Here is a 21991-nt window from a genome sequence, read left to right as displayed (position 1 = left end):
ATCAAATTTAACCAAAGAGTGCGCCGAGTCCGACCATTCCTTCCTCTTCGGATTCTTTTTCATCCTCTTCTTCGTTCTCTTCTTCAGGAGCTTCTTCAACTGCTGCAGGTGCCACCGCTTCTGCAGCACTCTGAGCTGCTGCCCCAAGTGCTGAACTCAATTCCTCATCCACAGCATTTGCATCCTTCTCTGCTATAGCAGAAGCAAGGGAAAGCATTTGTGACTGTGCCTTGGAAAGGAGGATATCCATAATTTCCGGCTCCGTAATTGCGGCATTGATTCCGAGGTTCTTTGCCTCTGAAACGGCTTTTGAAATGAGAGTGCTGATTGTAGCACTTGTTGGATATGCCACGTTAACAGCTAGGTTAAAGGCCTGCTGAGCTGCCATTGAAATATCTGAGAAGTATTTATCCTCATCAATGGCCAGTACATCCGGACCGAATATTGAGCCATCCTCAAACACTGCCCTGAGATCAAGACCTACTTCCACGGGATAAATCTCAAGTCTTGCAAGCATGGATGCCAGTTTCTGGGAAACCACTTCACCCTTTGCAGCTACGACTTTATCCTGACTGATAACCACGCTACCCTTATCGATGGCAGCAGGGATACCTGCACTTTGCAGGTCACCAAGAATAGGACCTGGCGGGAAGCCTGTTGGCCCCTTCTCCACTTTAATATCCTGTGGTGCAACTGCACCTGCCTTTATAGGGGAAGGAGTCTTGCTATTCTCAAGTAATTTGTAAAGCTTGAAAGGATTCTCATTTGTGAAAACAAGAGCTGATTGTTCCTCAAGGAAATCAACCATCTCTGCATGTTCTGGAGAGGACTCTTCAAGTGCCCTCTTAATGAGAGTGTTTCGTGAGACTTTAATTACCGCGAGGTCTTTCAGTACTCTCCTCATGGACTGAAGCTGTTTTGCAGGAATTCCGCCGACACCAACAATGCCGAAAAGCGGATAGGAATTAATAAGTTCCTTGATATCCTCAATTTCCTTCTTCTTCCATTGCGGGATGTGTTCACTGTGATGAATTGCTTCATGAATTGCTTCCATCATACCACCCTCACGGATGTACCCATAGTGGTTGTAACATACACTGATTTGAGGTTATGTACACCCTTTTCAAGGGCATGTTCAACCCTATTTAAGACAGTCTCAATGTTCTCTGCGACTTTTTCCGCATCCATGTCCCTTCTTCCAACTGCCACATGGAATGTCATCTTATCTTTGGAACGAATACGAATTGAGTTCTTTGAGGAATTGATAAGATCTACTATGTTCTTACCGGGGGGGAGAGGAATTGGCATTTTCCCTCTTGGACCCAACACAACACCCAAGGTCTTACCAATCAGAGGCATGTACTGCACTTCTGCAATAAAGAAGTCACATTCATTGGCAATTGCTCTTGCCTTTGCTTTGTCTTCTCCAAGTTCTTCAATATCTTCTTCGGAGAAAACATATTCACAACCAGCCTCTTTGGCCTGAAGCCCAACCTCACCTTTTGCGAAAACACCGATCTTGACATCCCTGCCACGACCATTGGGAAGAATTATCTCTTCATCCACACGGTTTTTAGGCTGGCTCAGATCAATATTTTTTAAGTTAATTGCAAGGTCAACACTTTCAGTGAACTTGCGTTGTGGGGACTCCTCAAATAACTTATTTACGGCGTCCAGTATAGTTTCTTTTACCATTCTGTACCTCCCGTAGTTCGATAGAACCTCTTGGGCCTCCTACGGATCATACTATAAGGGCTCTCAAATAGAGCTATTTATTTTAAAGCTATCGGTTAAAAGGCAGTATGAATCACCATGATTCAGCTGCCAATACATCATCAAATTTACCTTCATCAATGGCTTTCTGGCATTCTTGGGGTTTCATACCTTCAGTTGTAACACCCATTGTGACACAGGTACCAATTACTTCCTTAACAGCTGCCTTGAGATCATAGGACAGCAAATCGTCCTTCTTCATGCGGGCAACTTTTGCAAGCTGTGGAATTGTTATATTGCCAACAATGTTAACATTTGGCTCACCTGAACCTTTTTCAATTCCAATTTCCTGCTTGATCAGGGCAGTGGTAGGAGGAGTACCAACTTCAATTTCCACATTTTTGTCATCGTCTACGATTACTTTAACAGGAACCTGCATGCCATTGTAATCTTTTGTCTTCTCATTGATAGCATCAACAACTTCTTTAATGTTGACACCCAGCGGACCCAATGCTGGACCGAGTGGCGGTCCTGGATTTGCTTTACCGCCCGGAACCAAGGCTTCAACAACGCTTGACATTAAATAATCACCTTTTTAATTTGATAAATTTAATAAGATCAGGAATCTTCGTCTTTCCTGAGAATTCTCACCGTATCTCCACGGATTGTAATGGGAATTGGAACCACTGCGTCGAAAAGTTCGACAGTGATTTCCTCATGCCCTTCGTCCACACGCTTAACACGGGCCTTTTCACCCTTAAACGGCCCGGAAGTGACTTCAATGATAGTACCTTCCGTGATACCGGTAACTGTAGGTTTCGGCGTCAGAAAATGCATAATTTCCGCTAGACTGGATTGCCCTTTCACAACTGCTCTTGCATGTGGAACTGTCTGAATTGCTAATTCCACTACTCCGGAATCCGGAGCTTCTACAAGCACATAGCCTTTCAGCTCATCCGGAGCCAGAATTGCACGTAGATCAAGCTTTTCCTTGCGTGCAGTCTGTGCCAGCAGATTTGCAACAGAACGTTCCTGATTTGCAGTCGTCTTGACTACAAATATAGCGGCATTTTCACTCATGGATTACACCCATTTAGGTAATTCAGTTAATAGCACATACAGTAGAAAGCCAACAAATCCAATAACAAGGATTCCTGCACCTGCTACTTTTGAAATCATCAAGAACTCTTCCCGGGAGGGTTTCCGGGCCAGCTTGAGAACCCTGAAGTAGGATTTGAGTATCTGGCTGATGTTGCCATTGATTTTTGTTGATTCAAGTATATTTCCTGCCAAAATCTTCACAACCGGTATTGTGATACGGGGATACTTACAGTTCAATTATGATATAAATCTATAGCGCCCTTCAAACAACTTATTGCTTAAAAAACCTTTCCACTCAAACGAAATCACTTATAAGAGGAGAAGAGAAGAGGGTCGTGGACTATTCTCATCTTACAAAATCAATTCCATACCTTCTAGTGACGTTTTTAGCACTTCCGTGACCGTAAATCTGTGGGGATTTCACACCTGTAACAACAATCATGGTACGAACACTGTGTTCGAGATCAGGATCAACCTGGGCACCCCATATAAGACGGGCACTTGGATCAATGCGGCTGTATACTTCCTGAACCACACTTTCCGCCTCTGCGATGGTCATGTCCGGTCCACCGACCACATTCACCAAAGCAGACGTTGCACCAGAAATATCCACATCAAGAAGAGGACTGCGAAGTGCTTTTTGCACAGATTCCACAGCTTTACTTTCACCATCAGCCTCACCCAAACCAATCATTGCTACACCACCGTTTTGCATAACAGTGCGAACATCAGCAAAGTCAAGATTGACAAGGCCCGGTTTGGTAATCAATTCGGTAATTCCCTTAACTGCACGCATGAGGACTTCATCAGAAACTTTGAATGCTGCCTGAAGAGGAAGACGGGGCACTACTTCAAGAAGTTTATCATTGGGAACCACAATAACCGTGTCTGCAACATCCCTGAGCCTTTCTAAACCTGCTTCTGCGTTTGTTCTTCTGACTTCACCCTCAACTGCAAAAGGAAGAGTTACAACAGCAATGGTGAGAGCGCCTGCATCACGGGAAGCTTCTGCAACAACCGGAGCTGAACCTGTTCCGGTGCCTCCACCAAGACCGGCTGTAATAAATACCATATCAGTGCCCTCTACAATTGCACTGAGTTCATCAATACTCTCAAGGGCAGCATCCTCTCCAATTTGCGGAAGGCTGCCTGCACCCAGCCCCCTTGTCTTCTTCTTGCCAATGAGAACTTTTTTGTCAGAGTTTATGTTAAGGAGATGTTGAGCATCGGTGTTTATAGCTACAAGTTCTGCGCCTTTGATTCCCTCATCGGCCATTCGCTGAACACTGTTGGAACCACCGCCACCACATCCGATTACTTTGATATTGGTATGTAATTCCCGCAGCACAGCTTCAATCTCTGCATTTACATCCGACTGTTCGGGGGTTTGTGCAGTGACACGCTTCTCTTCTGCCGATCGCGCTAACGCCTCTTCAACTATGGATTTCATAATGTATTCTCCTCCACGACCAAAAGATAATCATGAGATTAAAGGACCCTGCTATCAAGCACAAGTTGTTTTGTTACTTTTTCATGGACCATTTCCGGGTCAACAATATGCCCATCCATCTCAATCGGGATGCCCTTAGAAAGTTTTCCATATAAGGAACCTTTAGGAATCCCTAGTTTCTCTGCAAGGTAAGGATTGAACCTTTTTTTGGATAGATAGAGCGTGGTATTGTCCGGAATATACTCAATTTCATAATGTTCTTTTAGTATTTTAATGCATTCATTTACTATATCTTCCAATAAAACTCCTGCATCAGATTCCCATACAAAAAAAATGCCTGAAAGAGTGCCATTGTCCTTTTCGAGCCACACCAGAGAACGATTTTCAAGCCAGTCGATAAAACTATCAGAGTTATGTTTCCAGGTAAGATGCACAAGCCTTGGATCTACCATTATTGTCTTGAAATTTAAATAATCAGAAAGTAAACCCCGATCCAGCATACTCCTCAAACGCTTAGAAATATGAAGAGTAGCTCCGGGTTCAACTTTTTCCACCTCTAAAAAAACTTCCCTGAAAAATGCCCATGGAACCCCTTTCATTCCATTGATATCACTCTCACGCAATATCAGAAAACCTTTTTCCTTAGACCATTTTTCTATCCGGGTTTTTTCGGCAACTGACATAGATTTGCGGTCCATGTAAACAAAATCCGCATTGGATTTAGCCATTGCCTGAAGAAACAGGGATTCATTGATGTTTTTGAGTTGATATGATGGAAAATTGTGCCCGAAAGCTACATTGTTGTTCATCAGGATTTCCGACTGGCGGACAGCATAATGACCCCCTCCAAATCCCACAGCCACAGGCAAATCCTGCGGAATAAAAGACAAAATTGCTCTGGCAACTGCGTCACCAGCTTGCAGATCATCCCATTGATCAGGACCACTACCAATTTCCACATAGATAGATGGAATTTTGAGATCAGTTGGTCCATGATGAGTTGACTCCATAGATACCTGATATCCAATCGCTTCTGAATATTTCAGTAATTCCATGATAATGGGTTTAATGGCAGAAGTGTATGCAACTACCAATTCACCATCTTTGCCACCATATTTTGCCTCCGAAGGATTCCCAGTAAAATGTGCAGTTAATAACCGTCTTCCATCATTGCTTTTGTGTTTGGAGATAAAAATAATGTTTTTAGCCGGAAGACCGCATGACTCCAGTTTTCGGTCAATTCCATCCTGAAAAATATGATGATTTGTAACTTCTACAAGCCTAAATCTGTTGGATTCATAAACCTCTGCCAGATCTTCAAACTCCGGACAATTAATTTCCAGTTTTGACCATGAATCAAGTTTCAATAAGTTATTTTTGATGTTCTGGCTCGCAGTATCCACTCGCGAGCAAACAATGGTGGACATGGGTACTGGACTTTTGTCATGATCATCCATAGGAATACAAACTCCCGCCGGTTTTAGTTCTGTTTTTCTGCTCAATTTTCAACCTGAAAATATGATTTTACATTATATGTGTTTTTGGAGATCAAATACCCACCTGCTCACACCTGAAGCCACGTTCCCGCATCTTCTGACACCCAATATTTCATATCCGAGCTCGCTAAAATTCTCTTTAATAGACTCAATCTCCCCTGCCACTTTGAAAGTGTAGAAATGAAGAAAACCTTCTTTTTTAGCCAGAGGGGACAGAAGCTCAAAGAAAAAGTCCATACCATAAGGAATCGGAATTATTATCCTGTCAAACCGGCTTTTCACCATGTTTGGTATATCCAGAGCATCTGCACAAATTAAATCAACTTTTGAGCTTACGTTATTAAGGTAGATATTCTCAAAAAGCCACTTACAAGCCGCAGGGTTTTTCTCAATTCCCAGTACATTGGCACCCCTTGCAGCTGCCGGAATTACAAATGGTCCAACCCCGCAAAACGGAACAAGAATATTCTCCCCTTTTTGGACCTGTGACATCACCCTTTGGCGTTCAAAGCTAAGTCTGCTATTGAAAAAAACTTCGGAAACATCCAGATTATATCTATGTTTGTATTCTCTATGGGTAGTCACAGTGCTTTCACCAAGTAATATTTCAAACTCCGAAACGCGGTGATCACCCTGTACAAGACTTATTTTGTTGAGAACTGTTTTTATATTCCCCCTTCTGTTTGCTATGGTTTTTGCAATCTGAAACCGATATTCCGCAAGTGACGGAGGGATTGAAGCAATAGCAATGTCACCTATGACATCAAAACGATTAGGGACATCCTGAAGAAGAGCCGCAGGAATTTCTCCTTCCAGAGTACTTCTTAGATCTCTTCTGCGCATACCAATACCTAACCTGCTGCTACAAAAACATACCAATGTGTAAATAATCCCTTAAATGTCACACTATTTACCTTCCATTATTGATGTGAGCTTCAGATTTTCCGAGTAATCCACCGGGACATCCACAAGCCAGACGCCACCCTCATTGAAAGCATCCTGAAAAATATTACTCAGTTCATTAGCGCTGCGCACACGTACACCCCTAGCACCAAAACTATGCGCAAGTTCCACAAAGTCGGGATTTTTGAAAGTAGTACCAAAAGAAGAGCCAAATTCCCTGTTGCATTCCCACTCGATGAGTCCATAGGATGAATCATCAAAAATAACAATAACAAGATCGCAATCCAGTCTTACAGCGGTTTCCAGATCCTGCAGGTTCATAAGGAATCCTGCGTCTCCGGAAATTGCCACTATTTTCTTTTCAGGATGTACAAGACAGGAAGCTATTGCTGCAGGAAGGGCAAAGCCCATGGAAGCCAGCCCGTTTGACATCAGCACTGTATTCGGGGCAAATGCGGGATACAGCCTCCCGATCCAGAGTTTGTGAGCGCCCACGTCACTTACCAGAATGTCCCCCCGATCCAGAATTTGTCGCACTTCCCAGATAATGCGCTGGGGCTTCATCGGAAAAGACGGATCATCCCTGTAATTAAGCAACTCATTTTCCATGGAAACCTTGATATTGCGATAATATTTCGGGAATTCCTTAGCATGTATTTTATGAAGCATTGCTTTGAGAGTTGTCTTAAGTGAACCTATAAGCGCACATTCGGGTATGTAGCTGGATTCTATTTCAGGATGCCTGGTGTGTACATGAATTATTTTTGTGGTAGCCCTTTTGTTCCAGTGATCAGGACTGTATTCCACTGAATCAAACCCCACAGTAATAACAACATCTGCCACATCGAGTCCGCACATGATGTAATCCTTCTCTGACATACCCATAGAACCAATGAAATGATCATTGTCTGCACTGATTGCACCTTTTCCCATGAAAGTGGTTACAACGCCTATATTCGAAGCATCTACAAACTGTTCCAGCTCGGCAGAAGCGTTTTCACGAATCACACCGTTTCCTGCGATGATTAATGGCTTTGAAGCTCCCGAAATCATTTCAAGTGCTTTATGCAATTCATTTTCTTCGAAATTGCAGGAATGAGAGTAACTTTTTTTCTCAAGAGGTATTGCGTCGGTTTCCTGCGAAGCAACATCTTCAGGCAATTCAATATGGGTAGCGCCCGGTACATCCGTTGCTATGTCAAAAGCCTTCCCTACCAGCTCTGGAATCTGGTGAGCAGCAGTGGCGATTGCATTCCATGAGGTAATTTTGTCGAATAATCCCACAACATCCAGAATCTGATGCGATTCCTTATATGCCCTGTCAAGAGAGCCTTGCCCCGTAATTGCCACAAGAGGAGCTCTGTCAAGATGCGCATCTGCAACACCTGTTATGAGATTGGTAGCGCCCGGCCCCAGTGTTGAAAGGCATACTCCTGGCCTGCCCACCAAACGTCCGTAGGCATCTGCCATGAATGCTGCAGACTGCTCATGCCTTACCACAATAAATTCGATGTCTGATCTGGAAAGAGAATCCATAAAATCCAGTGTTTCCTCTCCCGGTATCCCAAAAATATACTCTACGCCTTCATTTTCCAGACACCTGACAAACAGGTCACTTCCTTTCATATCAATACCCTTTTGACTGAATGTTATCTTCATAAATCCTTATTTGTGCATGGAAAATTTAATACAGTTTCATTGACCGTATGTGCATGAATTCATACAATCCGAAATCCGATAGTTCGCGCCCCATCCCGCTATTTTTCATCCCGCCAAAGGGCAGGCAGGCGTCAGGCCTGAAGAACCCATTTACTCCTACTACTCCTGCATGAACTTTCTTTGCAAAGGATATGCCATCCTGAAGTTCCCCACACCAGATACTGGCACCCAGCCCATAGGGTGTCGCGTTGGCAAACCGGATTGCTTCATCCCTGCCCTCGAAAGTTATTATCGGTGCTACTGGGCCAAAAGTTTCCTGCTGCATTACCGGCATATCAGTATTCACATTGGACAGAATAACCGGCGAATAGAAGAAACCTTCTCCTTCAACAGGACCGCCTTTAAGTTCCATTTTTGCACCCATGTCCAGCGATTTATGAACCTGCAAATCCAGTTCTTCAACCTGTGAGAGACGTACCAGAGGCCCGATATCAGTATCCTCATCAAAGGGGTCTCCTACATTCATTTTCATCGTTTGTTCAACAAACCCGGATGTAAACTCGTCAGCAATTGCTTCATGAACAATAAAACGCTTCGATGCAATGCATGTCTGCCCACTATTAAGGAAACGGCTGCGAGCAGCCACTTCCACGGCTTTCTTGACATCTGCATCCTCAAGGACTACAAAGGGATCACTTCCACCCAGCTCAAGTACAAATTTTTTCATATGGGATGCAGCTTCTACTGCCACTTTTCTTCCGGCATCTGTGCCCCCGGTAAAGGATACGGCTGCTATTTTGTCGGAACCTATTAACGATGAAGCAGTGGAAGAATCCGTCAGCAAAGTCTGGAAAACACCCTCAGGTACACCTGCCTCGATAAAAAGTTCCTCCAGTTTCAGGGCACATCCCGGAACGTAACTGGAATGCTTGAGCAGTATAACATTACCGCCTGCAAGGATATGCGATGCAGCACTCAACACCTGCCAAAATGGGAAATTCCAGGGTTTGATGCAAAGGACAGTTCCCATGGGTTCAAAGAAAATTACCGATTTTTCAGCATCTGTTTTCTCTTCACGGCTTGCAAGCAGCTGCTGCGCATTGTCCGCATAATAATCAAAAATAACAGCACATTTTGAGACTTCCGCCCTTGCCTGTTTGACGGGCTTCCCCATCTCCATGGTTATAAGCTGACCAAGTTCCTCTTTTTTTCCGCGTAATAGCGAGGATACATTTTTCAGGTAATCAGCCCTTTCTGAAACGTCCAGACTACTCCACACTTCAAACGCAGAAGCTGACTTTCGAACCTTTCCGGAAATCTCTTCCTGTGAATGTAGAGTAAATTCCCTGTTCACCTGCCCTGTAGCAGGGTTAATTGAAGCAATCGTTTTCATGATTGTAACTTTGTGACTGATGGAATATAAGAGATGGGTAATTGTGGGCTCCTTAACATTCCAAAGAAAAAAGGATTTTATCGATTGCCTGAATTTCATTCTTTTTTCAGGTCTTTGTCCCGATAACGTCTGCCCGCTTCCGAGCCCAAGCTTCTCCGGTAATCACTGCGAATTTGCTTCTGACTGGTTTTGACGAGCAATTCATCGAGTTCCTCATCGGAGATGTTGCTTTTAGATTCTGACATGATTTCATCAAATTGGACTGAGATAATAAATCACTTTCCGATAGCTCATGTCTACTTCATGAAGCTATAATCATAACTAACTATATGGTACAAGAGTTTAAAAACAAAACAAATCAAATCAGAAAAATATATCGTTTAATCTGCTGAAAATGAATAGATTCCAAGCAAAATCCCAGCAAATACAAGAAATATTCCGACGATGTTGCTAATGAATATACCCCCTATAAATGCCATGAGAAGTGCCAATAATCCTAGAATCCCACCCCAAGCATAAGTCAGCAAAATTTGAAATATCGGAATTATAACAAATATTAGAATCCACGAAAGAGTTACACAATATTCAAAATGAGTTCCTTGAAGAAGCGGAGTGAAAGCATTCAAAATCTCTTCCAATGGATTCACACCAGTATGGATCCATAACCCTTCAGCTGCTCCAAAACCAACAATCAATTCTTTCACTGCTATATTCACAGTGTCTTCTGGTTGGGGCATATTAGCAAATAAATAGATTTTTGACATAAGTATTTTTTTATACTGTTTTTTAAAATTGACCTATTGATCACCATTATAGGCTATTGATTAAGACATGATCAAAAATCCCTTCCCATATCTATAAATTCCCCAACTCCAAATTCCTTTACATGCAGCAATTACTTGAAACCGCAGAAAAAATTCGCACAATGGAGATCAGGGGAGCAGGTCGGATAGCTGTTGCAGCAGCCACTGCCCTCAGAGATTATGTGAGGGAGTTACAGGTATCATCTTTAGAAGAGTTTGAGGCCAAAGTTCTGGAAGCAGCCGCCATTCTTGTGGATACCCGCCCCACAGCAGTATCCCTTCCAAACGCCGTTATGCTTACCACTAGGTATGATGCGTCCACCGTGGAAGAGGCACGGGAGCAAATTATTGCTAATGCTGACAAATTTATTGAAAGAGCAAAAAAAGCACTGGAAACTATCGCACAGATCGGGGCGAAACGCCTGAAAGACGGAGATGTTGTGATGACACACTGCAATTCACATGCAGCCCTTGCTATTATAAAAGCTGCCCACAAGCAGGGAAAGAACATCAGGGTTTACACAACCGAGTCCAGACCACGCAGGCAGGGATTCATCACAATCCGGGAACTGAATGAAACAGGAATACAAACCACACTTATTGTTGATTCTGCCGTGCGCATTTTCATGAAGGAAGTCGACGTGGTTATCGTGGGTGCAGACTCCATTACAGCCAATGGCGCACTGGTTAACAAGATCGGCACTTCCCAGCTTGCACTTGCCGCAAAAGAAGCACGGGTAAATTTCATTTCCGCTGCCGAAACTTACAAATTCCATCCCATGACCGTGATGGGCGACATGATCGAAATTGAAGACAGATCAGCTGACGAGGTCATCGATCCCAAAATAATTGCAGAACTGCCGAATGTAAAAGTCAGAAATCCGGCATTTGATGTTACACCATCGGAATACATCGATCTTATAGTCACCGAGGTTGGAGCATTTCCCCCAAGCATGGCTTTTGTTGTTATCAGGGATTACCTCGGGCTGGAACTTATGGAAGACATGAAAGAAACGGCATGACTTTTATCCTCATGCCGTCAAAACCCCGAAAGGCGATTCCTTATAATAGCTTACCAACCCCCTAATAATTTCCTGAATTGAGGCTTCTGAGCCAAAAAGCAGGCTTGAGAGAGATGGTTTATTAACATAATACACATCTGGTTCCCCTTCAATCCCCGCAAGTTCTGCAGCTATTTCAATGGAATCGTAAAGGTTCCCGAACTCATCCACAAGCCCAAGCCGTCTGGCATTAGCACCAGTATAAATCCTGCCGTCTGCAAGCATCTCAACTTCACTGATCGTCATATTGCGCCCTTTGGCTACATCCTCTATAAACAGAGTGTAGACCTCCATTACAACATCGTCCGCATATTCCTTTTCTTCATCTGTCAGACCCCTCCAGGAACTTCCCATATCCTTGAAATCGCCTGATTTGGCAACATAATACTCAATGCCTTCTTCTTCATAATATGCAGACATATTGGTGAAAACCCAGATGACTCCAATACTGCCGGTCATGGTATTGGGATTGACAACAATCACATCCGAAGCTGATGCTGCATAATATGCTGCACTTGCCCCAATATCGCCAATGGACGCAACTACTGGAACACCCATCTCCCTTGCTCTCTTAACCTCATTATATATCTCCTCCCCCGCCACAGCCGAACCGCCACCGCTGTTGATGCGCAGTACAATGGCCTTGACGCTTTCGTCATCAACGGCTTCACGGATGTTTTCTATGATTTCCTCGGAGGTCACATAGCCATATCCCGATGGAATGCTGCCAGTGATCATGGTTCCCTGAAGATAAATCACAGCCACTCTTTCCCCTGAGGGATAAAGATCTCCTTCGACTGAATAAATTATAACTGCAAAACTTGCAAATACTATGAGAAGTAAACCAGCAACAACTGCCATATATTTGATCCAGTTGCCTTTCCTAGGCTGTGGAAAGGAAGATGAATACGAGGATTTTGCACTTGCAGAATTCTTCTTAATCGGTGAAACGATTTCATCAACTTTATTGGAAACAGATTCCTCATGATTGTTTTCAACTTCTTTCTCTGGAGCTGAATCTTCAATTTCAGTGTAAATACCAAAGTCACTTTCCGGGAAATCACCGGAATTGCCTTCAGGTGCGATATGAGAATGTGAATCTGAATCCACTTCCTGAATACGATCTGTTTCATTTTCAAAAATCTTATCAGAATTATCAGTCATCAAAGGCCCCTTTGCAAGTAAACGAAATATACAAGGCAGGACATAAAAACTTTCCCGACAATCAGTTAACAAGCGAAACGTATTTTATAATTGGCTCCAATTCCATTGAAATATCATTCATATCATTCATAATGGAGTATCAAAATGTCACAATTTCCATCTGATAAACCCGTACTTGTAACATGTGGTCTTCCTTACGCAAACGGAATGGCTCACATCGGGCATTTGCGAACTTATATCCCGGCAGATATTTTCGTGCGCTCATTAAAGAAAATGGGTCAGGAAGTTACCTTTGTTTGCGGTTCCGACACGCATGGAACACCTATTGTGTTCAATGCCGAGGAATTGAATACAACACCTGCTGAGCTGATAAAGATCTATCACAAGCACTTTGATGAAACCTTCAAGAAAGTGGGAGTGAAGTTCGACGCCTTTGGTACCACTGATGACCCCATAAATCACAATCGTACAACCGAAATTGTGAACAAATTAATCGAAAACGGTTATATATTTCCGAAAATCGTCGAGATAGCCTACTGCCCTTCATGTGACCGCTTCCTGCCGGACAGGTATGTTAAGGGGATATGCCCCCACTGTAAAAAAGAGGCAAGAGGTGACGAGTGTGATCAGGGATGTGGCAAACACCTTGAACCGGGAGAACTGGAATCCCCTACCTGTACAACATGTGGAGGACCTGCAGAATATAGAAAACAGGAGCACTTTTTCTTCAAGCTTTCGGAATTCAAAGACTTCCTGCTAGATTACCTTGAAAACCTTGGAGGAACTACCAATGCAAAAAATTATGCACTGGGATGGATCAAGCAGGAACTTACTGACTGGTGTATCACCCGAAACCTTGAGTGGGGAGTTAAATTCCCGGGACATGATGACCTTGTTGTTTATGTTTGGGTTGATGCTCCTATTGGATATATTGCATTTACAGAGGAATGGGCAGAAGCAAACAATGAAAGCTGGGAGAAGTTCTGGAAAGGCGATGGGCGTATTATCCACTTTATCGGAGGAGACATTATCTACCACCACTGTATCTTCTGGCCGGCAATGCTCAAGGGTGCAGGATACAGCCAGCCATGGGCGGTTGTTGCCTCGGGAATGGTGAAAATTGAGGATAAGACATTCTCAAAGAGTCGCGGATATGTTGTATGGGTTGGTGAGGATTATCTTGATCACGGATTCCATCCGGATTTGCTTCGCTATTACCTTGCAAGCTACACCTCGCACACAAAGGAACTGAATTTCTCATGGAAGGTATTCCAGGACAAGGTCAACACTGAGCTTGTGGGTGTTTTTGGGAACTTCCTGTACAGAACACTTCTCTTCACATTTAAGAATTTCAAGGAAATCCCTGAAGGTGAGATAAAACCTGAAATAATAGAGAAGATCCGTAAGACTATCGAATCCAGCAGCGAAGCAATGGAAAACTATGAGTTTAAAAAATATGCCGACACAACAATGGCACTTGCATCATACGGAAACACATACTTCCAATCCAACGAACCATGGAAACTCATCAAAGAAGATAAGGATGCATGTGGCGAAGTTATTAAAAATTGTATCCAGATTGCAAAAGCCCTCTGCCTGCTCTTTGAACCTATCCTGCCGGAAAAAATGGAAAATGCATGGAAACAAATAGGTATGGAAACTGATGTTCACACAGCAGGATATGCTGATGCTCTGACACCTGTAAAAAGCGGGATAACTCTTGAAAAACCATCCATCCTCTTTGATAAAATAGAAGACGAAAAAATCGAAGAGATGGAAACCATTGCATCCAGAAGAGTGAAAGCAGCGATGGAAAAAGAGAGTGGAACCGAGAAGAAAAAGGAGATAAAAAAGATGAAAGAACTTATCACATTTGATGACTTTTCAAAATTAGACCTGCGTGTGGGTACCATTGTAAATGCCGAGAAGATCAAGAAATCCAAGAAACTACTGCGCCTTGAAGTTGATCTTGGGGAAGAAAATCTGCGTCAGGTGGTTGCAGGAATTGCTCTGACCCATAATCCCGAGGATTTAAAAGGCAAACAGGTAATCGTTCTTGCAAACCTTGAGCCTGCAAAGCTGTGCGGTGTTGAATCCAATGGAATGGTACTGGCAGGAATCGATGATAATGGTAGTGCGATCCTTCTCCAGCCGGAAAAGAAAGTAGATGCCGGCACAAATATCGGTTAAAGATTAAGCAAAAGACAAATAGTGATGGGTTTATTCACCCATCACCAATTCCATATAAGATTTTCTGATGGAATCGTCTACTCCCAAACCAAATTTCTCCATAAGCTCAAAAAGCTTGTCACGGCTTTCTTCAATGCTTTTTTCTGAAAACAGTTCGAATTCAATAAATTCGCCCAGTGAGTCTACCTGATCGAGACAAACAGTAATATCCCCTACTTTATATACATCGCGAAGTTTTTCAACTGTTGCCGCTTTTGTGAAACCCAGTCGATCCAAGATTGCCTATGTTGAATCCCATTCCACTGTGGTCTGGAGCTCTTCTCGGCTCTTTGTAAGGTCATCCAGTTTCTCACCCTTGTAAGTCATAACCGAACGGCCGTTTACCAATCGAAGTCTGAGGGCTTCATCTGTTATGGCAAAATTGCGGTGAGGAGCATTGTAATAGATGTCATAATGCTTCTCTGATTCCACAAATTTTGCTTTAAGTTCTTTTAAGACTTCCCTTGCGCGGGTAAGAGAAAGCCTCGCCTTGACCTCTACTTCGATCATATAATCAGACCGGAGTGAACTTTGTTCCGTAATAGATCATACCGCGATCCCCGCTTTGACCTAATTTGCGGAAAACCGGGCGGACCCTTGTCCCTATCTCCACTTCATCAATATCTGCTACAATCTGTGAAGTAAGCCTGGGACCTTCATCAAGTTTCACAATTCCCAATACATAAGGAGTCTGGTGTTCAAACCCTTCTGCCGCCGTGTGAATTATTGTATAGGAAACAACTTCACCCAGTCCTTTGAATTTATAAGATTCGATTGCACCTTCCCTTCTGCAGATGGGGCAGGTATTCCGTGGTGGATAATAATATTCATTACAGTTTTTACAATGTGTACCAACGAGATTGTACCTCTGTACCTGCTGCCTCCAGAATCTTGGAACTGACATTTTCTCACCTCTCCCTCGAAAGTATATGAACCACAGCGGTAGCACCTGAACCACCTACATTGTGGGTCATCCCTACTTCTGCACCGTCAACCTGACGCTTACCGGCTTCACCGCGCAGTTGTGTTACGATTTCAGCTGCCTGCTTGATACCTGTGGCACCCACTGGGTGACCACATGCCTTCAATCCGCCCGATGTGTTTATGGGAATGCTGCCTCCTATGGCGGTCTGACCTTCTTCAGTTATTTTTCCACCCTGTCCTTTTTCGACAAAACCCAGATCCTCAATCGCACAAATTTCTGCAATTGTGAAACAGTCATGTACTTCAACTACATCGATGTCTTTTGGACCCAGCCCAGCCATTTCATAAGCACGCTTGCCGGCATGTACTGTAGCATCAAGAGTAGTGATATCGCGGCGATCATGCAGTGCGATTGTATCACTTGCCTGTGCCGTTGCTTTAACATAAATCGGAGTATCAGTATATTCACGAGCCATATCCGCAGGAGCCAGCACAACTGCTGCTGCACCGTCTGTAATCGGAGAACAGTCGAATATGTGCAAAGGATCAGCAACCATTACGGATTTAAGCACCTGTTCTACGGATATTTTGTTGTGGTACTGGGCAATTGGGTTCATTGAACCGTTTTCATGGTTTTTCACGGCTACCTGTGCAAGTTGTTCGCTGGTAGTACCGTACTTATGCATGTGAAGGCGGGCTATCATTGCATAAAGCCCCGGGAATGTTGCACCCATCATCCCTTCCCATTCACGATCTGCCGCCGCTGCCAAGGCAGTTGAAGCACTGCTTGAGGAAACGTCTGTCATCTTTTCTACACCTGCTGCAACAACAATATCGTCGTAACCGGAAGCAACAGCCAGTATTCCATGCCTCAGGGCTAGGCCTCCGGAAGCACAGGCGGCTTCCACACGTGTGGCAGGGATATGCAATTCACCCGCAAGACCGGAATAATCCGCAATAAGGGCACCAATGTGTTCCTGTTCTACAAACTGTCCTCCGCTCATATTCCCAACAAAGATGCTATCGATATCTTCTCCGTAAACCATAGCATCCTCAAGGGCCCCTACACCTGCTTCTACAACAATATCCCTAAAGGACCTACCCCACATTTCTCCAAATTTTGTAGTTTTCACACCGATAATAGCTACGTCTCTCATGTTTATCCCTCACCCAAGTCTTATCTTGCCCTTATGCTTTGCATACATGGCATAATCCATGTAAACAGGGTTTGCAAGCAATTCTTCCACTTTTGGGGCTTGATCCCTTACTTCATCAATACGATCTGTTACACGGAAACTAAAAGCATCACCGCCTGCACCGGATCCAAATGCAGTTGCAAATATCCGATCTCCCGGCTTTGCTTGATCAAGGGTTGCAGCTATTCCCATCATGCAAGAACCGGAATAGGTATTTCCCAACCATGGAACCACAAGACCGGGTTTTATTTGCTCCTTACTAAAACCGAGCATTTTCGCTACCTTTGAAGGGAATTTCCCATTTGGCTGATGGAATACAGCATTATCATAATCTTCCGGCGATGTGCCCATTTTTTCCATAAGACCCCGTGCCGCGCCCATAACATGTTTGAAATAACCCGGTTCCCCGGTAAAGCGACCCCCGTGTTCCGGGTAGGGCATTCCTTCGCGTCTCCAGAAATCAGGGGTATCAGTAGTAAATGAAAAAGTGTCTTCGATAACTGCAACCATCTCGGATTCGTTGCTGCCGATAATATATGCAACGCCTCCTGCCGCTGCTGTGTATTCGAGTGCATCACCCGGAGCACCCTGGGAAACATCCGCACCTATTGCAATTCCAAGATCCACCATTCCAGACTGTACAAGACCCATACATGCCTGAATAGCGGCAGTACCTGCCTTGCAGGCAAATTCAAAATCTGCCGCAGTCATAGAGGGAGTTGCCTCGATTGCTTCTGCAACTATGGTACTGGTTGGCTTGACAGCATAGGGATGACTCTCTGAACCGGTATAAACCGCTTCAATACGTGAAGGATTTATTCCCGCTCTGCAGATGGCTGCCCTTGCTGCCTCAACTGCAATGGTAGCTGTATCCTCATCAAGATCAGGGACAGATTTCTCGTTAACCATAAGTCCCGCACTTAGGATATCGGCGTCATCTCCCCAAACCCTAGCTATATCCTCTACTTTTATACGATATTTGGGGATGTAAGCCCCATAAGAAACTATGCCAACAGTCATTGTTGAAATCACCTTTTTTGGTAGATGCGATTTTATTCCATTACATGATACTGGCTGTACTTCTTAAGCACATCCACAATTTCATCAAGATCTTTCGTTGTTGCAAGCAAAGGTATCCTGTCGACCTCCGCCATCTTCTTTGCCATCGGATCCACGTTCTTTGCCGAAATCCCGTGAAGCACAACTGCCGCAGGTTTTAGAGTTGTCACCCTGATTGCAACCATGGGGGACTTCCCCGTAGTCACCTTGGTGAAAACCATTGCACGCTCTGTACTCCATCCATATAATTTCTGGAATTCATGGGATGACAGCTCAACTATTGCTTTTCGGCTGTCCACCACTGTGAAACCATAAAGAGGTTTTTCATTGCCCTTATTGACAAAGTCTGCATCTATCAGCGTGGCAAGTTTTGCCAGCTGTATAGGATACGTGTATTCATAAGTCGCATAAACTGCCCGTGAAGCGATTTCACTGAAAAGCATCCCTTCATAGGCATGAATTTTCTGTCCTCCCTTAGACTCGTCTATGTCCAGAAGTGCTTCTACTATCTTACTGACAATCAGTGTCCCCGGAGATTTCCTTCTCCCACTTTCATAATCACTGATTACCGACGGAGATACCCCCAGATATCCTGACAGATCTGTCTGAGCAATATCAAAATTAAGCCGCCATTTTTTGAGAGCTTCGCCTGGTTTGTCGGAGAGAGTAATCTCCCCTGCCATCTTCTCGGCAAGACGCCTCCGAACGTTTTCTCTGGATATATCCTCGTCCATGGGTCAGACTAAATAATAACCAGAATGCATATATATTTAACGAATGGTAGTTCGTCTATTGTCGAAGGAGAGTTTATATGATTTCAGTCTAGATTATAGACCGATGAGTGAAATTTTTCCATTTAGATATACTAAACTATCCGATGTTGTTAATTATCTTCGATGCCCTAGGAAAGTGTATTTTTCTTCGAAAACAGAAGAAAAACAAGACATTTCGGAAGCATATCTAAAGCACCTTCTGATAAGGGAATTTGCACATAAATACCCGGAATTGTTGCAAGATGCAGCCGATAAAATCGAACTGGTAAGCGCGATGAGAGATAGACTCCAGGAATTAGCACAAGAACTCTTTCAGATCCATGGACCCGAACTTGAATTATTTAGCGAGGCTCAAATGCCGGGTATACTTAGGGAAGTACCAGTGGAAAACATCGCTTCAAATCTAATGGCATACGTCAATGAACATGGAAAAAAGAAGGTTCTAAAGGAAATTTCAGAGATTGAAACCGAGCCCATCATTGTAAGTAAAAAGCTGAATCTCACAGGACAAATTCCTGCAATAGTTTGTCTGGGTGAAAAACCATCCCCAATGTTGATCAAAACCGGTAAGGCACCTGAAAACGGCATCTGGAAAAATGACAGGATACATCTTGCTGCAAGTGCCCTCCTAATGGGAGAACATACCGGAACACATCCTACAGAAGGCATTGTTCAATATGCTGCCTTCGGAAGTATAAGAAAAGTAAGAATCCATTCTACAGATCGCCGCAATGCCATCAATGTTATTAAAAAAATTGAGAAAATAAAAATGGGAACGATGCCGGAAAGAAAGGAAAATCCCTTGTGTGAAAGTTGTGGATTCCGGGAAAGCTGCATCAGTGAACCAACTTCTCTTCTCTCACGATTATTCTGACGTGGCAAAACCTATATCTATATTCAAAGAATTCATCCGGCTTAATGTCAAAACCTGTCTATCTGGGAGACCTTTTACTCTACTGGTGCCCTGATTGTAATGTGCCTGTACTTGGGAAGAAATGCGGATGTGGAAAGAAAACATTCCATGTGGAGATTACACCTCCCGGTGATATTCGCCCTGCTTTTGAACATGACATAAAGCACATTAACCGGATTGCAAAGGAGCAATTCAATCGTCCGCTTCTCCCTGAGAACAATGTTGTTGTCCTTAACAAGGCACCCTATGACGACCGGATGGACGAAATTATCACAGACGGACAGGTAATCGCAAGCATCCGATATGAAACCGAAAAACTGAGATGGATGATGCTTCCACGGATTGCTGGTGCAAAGCGGATTGTAGCCACGGATGCAGGAGAACTGAAAGGTTGGGTTTTGATAGAAGATGAAGTGAAAAAATTCCTGCTCAAAGGAGCAAGCTTACTCGCACCTGGTGTGATTGATGCGGACCCCTCCATCATGCCTGAAGATGAAGTGATTGTAATCAATTCCGAAAAACGGGTCGTTGCAACCGGTCGGGCGAAGATGAGCGGTCCGGAAATGGCAGAAGCAAAGAAAGGTATTGCTGTCAAGCCACGTAAGAAAGATAAGGGAAGGAAAACACCTGATGTTGCACCTGCCCTCAAAAACTGGGATGATGTTATTGAGGCAAACTCACAAATTCTGGATAAATTCCAGAAGGAGGCATATGAGTTTATCCACAACACCATTGAGAAGGTGAACAGACCCCTTTCGGTATCTTATTCCGGTGGGAAAGACAGCCTAGCTACATTGCATCTTGTGCATGACTGCACAAAAGATTATGAGATTATTTTTGCAGATACCGGACTGGAATTTCCGGAAACTCTTCAAAATGTGAAGGATGTCGCAGAGTTTTACGGCAAGAATCCCACTGTGAAAAGTGTGGGAAACGCATTCTGGGAATCAGTTGATGATTTCGGACCCCCTACCCTTGAAATGCGGTGGTGCTGCAAGATATGCAAGCTTGGCCCCATCACCCAGCTTATTGAAGACAATTACGAAAAAGGTTGCCTGACTTTTGTGGGACAGCGCAAGTATGAATCCGCCACCCGTGCACGAAGCAATCGAGTCTGGAAAAATCCGTGGGTTGCAAACCAGACAGCTGCTTCCCCGATACAGGACTGGACTGCTATGCACGTCTGGCTCTACATTTTAAAGAACAAACTGCCCTACAATCCGCTTTACGAAAAAGGGTTTGATCGCATTGGCTGCTGGCTCTGCCCGTCTTCCTCACTTGCAGATCTTATGAATCTTAAGGAAACACACCCGGAACTTGACCGCAGGCTTCAAGAAATGCTCCTCAGACACGCAGAGAAGATGGGGCTTGATCCAGGCTGGGCAGAGTACGGGATGTGGAGATGGAAAAAGCATCCTCCCGCAATAAGGGAGATAGCTGATAAGTTGGATATTACCATCCTTCCAACCCGGAAAGACAATACCAAACTCACATTCAAATCAAGCTCTGGCTACAGGCCCTGTAAAACTGGTGAAATCACGGCAGAAGGAAGTTTCTCGGCAGCCATTGATCTCGATCATATCCTGGACACCGGTATGATGAATACAATCGGGAAAACGGCATATACGACCGGTGTTGTTTATATCCATTCCGGCGACAAATCGGTTCAGCTTTTTGCATCCGGTAATATCATTGCAAGGGCAAAGTCAGAGGACAAGACCAAGGCACTGCTTCGAAAAACCGAAAAAAACGTGCTTCGGGCACTTGGATGTGTGGGTTGTGGTGTTTGTGTGGGGAGGTGTCCTGTAAGTGCTATTTCACTGAAGGAGAAGCAGGCTTATGTTGATGAGAGCTGCACAAGCTGCGGCAATTGTATTGATAGCTGTCCTGTGGTGAAGTTCAGGTGAGGTGCATTCAACTGGCTACACTGCCTTCACTGATATAACAAAACTCTGCAATCTGATACAATCAGATACTAAAACAAATTAACCTCTGTTTTAAGAAATGCAGTATTCTCATCAAAATACCACATGAATACCATTGTGCGGCAAGTATAGTTTCCACCCGCTGAATACTTGGAGACATAAATAAAATGTTTTGTTATTCAGTAGGACAAAAATATGATTGCCATCATCAACCAGAAACTTTATAGCC

Annotated in this window: 21 protein-coding genes and 1 pseudogene; 4 read left to right on the top strand and 18 right to left on the bottom strand. The window is 43.9% G+C overall.

Annotated features, from left to right (window positions below; translation table 11 throughout):
- Positions 1-7 precede the first annotated feature (7 nt).
- From PWQ49_RS01535 to PWQ49_RS01480, 12 genes are all read right to left on the bottom strand, one after another.
- The gene (locus PWQ49_RS01535) at positions 8-1045 is read right to left on the bottom strand and encodes a 50S ribosomal protein L10 (protein WP_300607177.1); all 1038 of its coding nucleotides are present in this window, start codon (positions 1043-1045) and stop codon (positions 8-10) included.
- An 8-nt stretch (positions 1046-1053) separates the two neighbouring features.
- Positions 1054-1695, bottom strand: a complete 642-nt coding sequence (locus PWQ49_RS01530) for a 50S ribosomal protein L1 (RefSeq protein WP_300606858.1) — start codon at positions 1693-1695, stop codon at positions 1054-1056.
- A 112-nt stretch (positions 1696-1807) separates the two neighbouring features.
- A complete protein-coding gene (locus PWQ49_RS01525; protein WP_300606855.1) occupies positions 1808-2293 on the bottom strand; it encodes a 50S ribosomal protein L11 in 486 nt (161 codons plus the stop codon).
- Positions 2294-2331: 38 nt separating this feature from the next.
- The gene (locus PWQ49_RS01520; protein WP_300606852.1) at positions 2332-2793 is read right to left on the bottom strand and encodes a transcription elongation factor Spt5; all 462 of its coding nucleotides are present in this window, start codon (positions 2791-2793) and stop codon (positions 2332-2334) included.
- 3 nt (positions 2794-2796) lie between these two features.
- Positions 2797-3006 (bottom strand): protein translocase SEC61 complex subunit gamma, encoded by a 210-nt coding sequence (locus PWQ49_RS01515; protein ID WP_300606851.1) that lies wholly within the window; start codon positions 3004-3006, stop codon positions 2797-2799.
- A 154-nt stretch (positions 3007-3160) separates the two neighbouring features.
- Positions 3161-4264 carry a cell division protein FtsZ gene (ftsZ, locus tag PWQ49_RS01510; protein ID WP_300606848.1) on the bottom strand — a complete coding sequence of 368 codons (1104 nt, stop codon included), beginning with the start codon at positions 4262-4264 and terminating at the stop codon, positions 3161-3163.
- Positions 4265-4302: 38 nt separating this feature from the next.
- Positions 4303-5766 carry a D-aminoacyl-tRNA deacylase gene (locus PWQ49_RS01505; RefSeq protein WP_300606846.1) on the bottom strand — a complete coding sequence of 488 codons (1464 nt, stop codon included), beginning with the start codon at positions 5764-5766 and terminating at the stop codon, positions 4303-4305.
- 27 nt (positions 5767-5793) lie between these two features.
- Positions 5794-6603, bottom strand: coding sequence for an RsmD family RNA methyltransferase (locus tag PWQ49_RS01500; protein ID WP_300606843.1), 810 nt, complete (start codon positions 6601-6603; stop codon positions 5794-5796).
- A 63-nt stretch (positions 6604-6666) separates the two neighbouring features.
- Complete coding sequence (locus tag PWQ49_RS01495) at positions 6667-8322, bottom strand: acetolactate synthase large subunit (RefSeq protein WP_300606841.1); 1656 nt, start codon at positions 8320-8322, stop codon at positions 6667-6669.
- 25 nt (positions 8323-8347) lie between these two features.
- The gene (locus tag PWQ49_RS01490; RefSeq protein WP_300606838.1) at positions 8348-9715 is read right to left on the bottom strand and encodes an NAD-dependent succinate-semialdehyde dehydrogenase; all 1368 of its coding nucleotides are present in this window, start codon (positions 9713-9715) and stop codon (positions 8348-8350) included.
- A gap of 95 nt (positions 9716-9810) precedes the next feature.
- Positions 9811-9960 (bottom strand): hypothetical protein, encoded by a 150-nt coding sequence (locus PWQ49_RS01485; RefSeq protein WP_300606835.1) that lies wholly within the window; start codon positions 9958-9960, stop codon positions 9811-9813.
- A gap of 135 nt (positions 9961-10095) precedes the next feature.
- Positions 10096-10452: a hypothetical protein gene (locus PWQ49_RS01480; protein ID WP_300606833.1), complete on the bottom strand. Its 357-nt coding sequence runs from the start codon at positions 10450-10452 to the stop codon at positions 10096-10098.
- A gap of 149 nt (positions 10453-10601) precedes the next feature.
- On the opposite strand from PWQ49_RS01480, the gene PWQ49_RS01475 reads away from it, so the two are divergent.
- Complete coding sequence (locus PWQ49_RS01475) at positions 10602-11540, top strand: ribose 1,5-bisphosphate isomerase (protein WP_300606829.1); 939 nt, start codon at positions 10602-10604, stop codon at positions 11538-11540.
- Between the two features lie 9 nt (positions 11541-11549).
- On the opposite strand, the gene sppA is transcribed toward PWQ49_RS01475, so the two are convergent.
- The gene (gene sppA / locus PWQ49_RS01470) at positions 11550-12743 is read right to left on the bottom strand and encodes a signal peptide peptidase SppA (protein ID WP_300606827.1); all 1194 of its coding nucleotides are present in this window, start codon (positions 12741-12743) and stop codon (positions 11550-11552) included.
- A gap of 144 nt (positions 12744-12887) precedes the next feature.
- Between sppA and metG the strand changes: the two genes are divergently transcribed.
- Positions 12888-14933 (top strand): methionine--tRNA ligase, encoded by a 2046-nt coding sequence (metG, locus tag PWQ49_RS01465; protein ID WP_300606824.1) that lies wholly within the window; start codon positions 12888-12890, stop codon positions 14931-14933.
- Positions 14934-14963: 30 nt separating this feature from the next.
- Here metG and cyaB read toward each other — a convergent pair.
- From cyaB to PWQ49_RS01440, 5 genes and pseudogenes are all read right to left on the bottom strand, one after another.
- Positions 14964-15482, bottom strand: a pseudogene (cyaB, locus tag PWQ49_RS01460) (class IV adenylate cyclase).
- A 4-nt stretch (positions 15483-15486) separates the two neighbouring features.
- A complete protein-coding gene (locus tag PWQ49_RS01455; protein ID WP_300606821.1) occupies positions 15487-15876 on the bottom strand; it encodes a Zn-ribbon domain-containing OB-fold protein in 390 nt (129 codons plus the stop codon).
- Between the two features lie 4 nt (positions 15877-15880).
- Complete coding sequence (locus PWQ49_RS01450; protein ID WP_300606819.1) at positions 15881-17053, bottom strand: thiolase domain-containing protein; 1173 nt, start codon at positions 17051-17053, stop codon at positions 15881-15883.
- A 9-nt stretch (positions 17054-17062) separates the two neighbouring features.
- Positions 17063-18112, bottom strand: coding sequence for a hydroxymethylglutaryl-CoA synthase (locus PWQ49_RS01445; protein WP_300606816.1), 1050 nt, complete (start codon positions 18110-18112; stop codon positions 17063-17065).
- A 32-nt stretch (positions 18113-18144) separates the two neighbouring features.
- On the bottom strand, positions 18145-18885 hold the full coding sequence (locus PWQ49_RS01440) for a helix-turn-helix domain-containing protein (RefSeq protein WP_300606813.1): 741 nt from the start codon (positions 18883-18885) through the stop codon (positions 18145-18147).
- Positions 18886-18988: 103 nt separating this feature from the next.
- Between PWQ49_RS01440 and PWQ49_RS01435 the strand changes: the two genes are divergently transcribed.
- Together PWQ49_RS01435 and PWQ49_RS01430 are read left to right on the top strand one after the other, a co-directional pair.
- Entirely contained in the window at positions 18989-19798 is an 810-nt protein-coding gene (locus PWQ49_RS01435; protein ID WP_300606810.1) for a Dna2/Cas4 domain-containing protein, read from the top strand.
- A gap of 44 nt (positions 19799-19842) precedes the next feature.
- Positions 19843-21744 (top strand): phosphoadenosine phosphosulfate reductase family protein, encoded by a 1902-nt coding sequence (locus tag PWQ49_RS01430; RefSeq protein ID WP_300606808.1) that lies wholly within the window; start codon positions 19843-19845, stop codon positions 21742-21744.
- Positions 21745-21991: the final 247 nt, after the last annotated feature.

Source organism: Methanohalophilus sp. (genome assembly GCF_030156785.1).
In the GTDB taxonomy this organism is placed as follows: domain Archaea; phylum Halobacteriota; class Methanosarcinia; order Methanosarcinales; family Methanosarcinaceae; genus Methanohalophilus.
The sequence above is the reverse complement of the archived record's forward strand: the minus strand, read 5'-3'. Positions and strand labels throughout refer to the sequence as shown.

Bases quoted from the DNA above. Each gene is read 5' to 3' on its own strand.
- PWQ49_RS01530 (WP_300606858.1), bottom strand. From the start codon at position 1,695: ATGGTAAAAGAAACTATACTGGACGCCGTAAATAAGTTATTTGAGGAG.
- PWQ49_RS01525 (WP_300606855.1), bottom strand. From the start codon at position 2,293: ATGTCAAGCGTTGTTGAAGCCTTGGTTCCGGGCGGTAAAGCAAATCCA.
- PWQ49_RS01520 (WP_300606852.1), bottom strand. From the start codon at position 2,793: ATGAGTGAAAATGCCGCTATATTTGTAGTCAAGACGACTGCAAATCAG.
- ftsZ (WP_300606848.1), bottom strand. From the start codon at position 4,264: ATGAAATCCATAGTTGAAGAGGCGTTAGCGCGATCGGCAGAAGAGAAG.
- PWQ49_RS01500 (WP_300606843.1), bottom strand. From the start codon at position 6,603: ATGCGCAGAAGAGATCTAAGAAGTACTCTGGAAGGAGAAATTCCTGCG.
- PWQ49_RS01495 (WP_300606841.1), bottom strand. From the start codon at position 8,322: ATGAAGATAACATTCAGTCAAAAGGGTATTGATATGAAAGGAAGTGAC.
- PWQ49_RS01490 (WP_300606838.1), bottom strand. From the start codon at position 9,715: ATGAAAACGATTGCTTCAATTAACCCTGCTACAGGGCAGGTGAACAGG.
- PWQ49_RS01485 (WP_300606835.1), bottom strand. From the start codon at position 9,960: ATGTCAGAATCTAAAAGCAACATCTCCGATGAGGAACTCGATGAATTG.
- PWQ49_RS01480 (WP_300606833.1), bottom strand. From the start codon at position 10,452: ATGCCCCAACCAGAAGACACTGTGAATATAGCAGTGAAAGAATTGATT.
- PWQ49_RS01475 (WP_300606829.1), top strand. From the start codon at position 10,602: ATGCAGCAATTACTTGAAACCGCAGAAAAAATTCGCACAATGGAGATC.
- sppA (WP_300606827.1), bottom strand. From the start codon at position 12,743: ATGACTGATAATTCTGATAAGATTTTTGAAAATGAAACAGATCGTATT.
- metG (WP_300606824.1), top strand. From the start codon at position 12,888: ATGTCACAATTTCCATCTGATAAACCCGTACTTGTAACATGTGGTCTT.
- PWQ49_RS01455 (WP_300606821.1), bottom strand. From the start codon at position 15,876: ATGTCAGTTCCAAGATTCTGGAGGCAGCAGGTACAGAGGTACAATCTC.
- PWQ49_RS01450 (WP_300606819.1), bottom strand. From the start codon at position 17,053: ATGAGAGACGTAGCTATTATCGGTGTGAAAACTACAAAATTTGGAGAA.
- PWQ49_RS01445 (WP_300606816.1), bottom strand. From the start codon at position 18,112: ATGACTGTTGGCATAGTTTCTTATGGGGCTTACATCCCCAAATATCGT.
- PWQ49_RS01440 (WP_300606813.1), bottom strand. From the start codon at position 18,885: ATGGACGAGGATATATCCAGAGAAAACGTTCGGAGGCGTCTTGCCGAG.
- PWQ49_RS01435 (WP_300606810.1), top strand. From the start codon at position 18,989: ATGAGTGAAATTTTTCCATTTAGATATACTAAACTATCCGATGTTGTT.
- PWQ49_RS01430 (WP_300606808.1), top strand. From the start codon at position 19,843: ATGTCAAAACCTGTCTATCTGGGAGACCTTTTACTCTACTGGTGCCCT.